At 70.5% G+C, this 386-nt stretch carries 1 protein-coding gene; it reads right to left on the reverse strand.

Features of this window, described 5'->3' with window-relative positions:
* Positions 1–349 (reverse strand): alpha/beta fold hydrolase (locus AC1DYK_RS36155; protein ID WP_478170648.1); only part of this gene is annotated, 349 nt, incomplete at its 3' end.
* Positions 350–386: the final 37 nt, after the last annotated feature.

Genomic DNA, 386 nt, shown 5'->3' on the forward strand with positions numbered 1-386 from the left:
GCATCGGTAGCGCGTGCAGCAGATAGCCGGGGCGGTAACCGGCGAAGCACTGGGTCGGGTCCACAAGGATCAGCTTCCGGACGCGGCCGGGTGCATGCAGGGCGTGGTGGAGCGCGATCCAGGCTCCGTAGGAATGACCGCAGAGTGCTGCCGATGCGATGTTCAGGGCGTCCAGCACTGCGTCCAGCCAGGCCGTCAGGTCCGGCACCGTACGGATCCGGCGCTCCCCCACCACACTGCGGCCCGGGTCGCCCATGAGGTCGACGGCGTGGACGCGGTGGCTGCGGCCCAGGTGGGCGGCCTGGGCGTACCAGACGGTGGAGGTGGAACCGCCGCCTGCCAGCAGCATCAGGGGCGGGGCTCCCTCGGGGCCGTAACTGTTGACA

This window comes from Variovorax sp. P2_H12, from assembly GCF_056403395.1.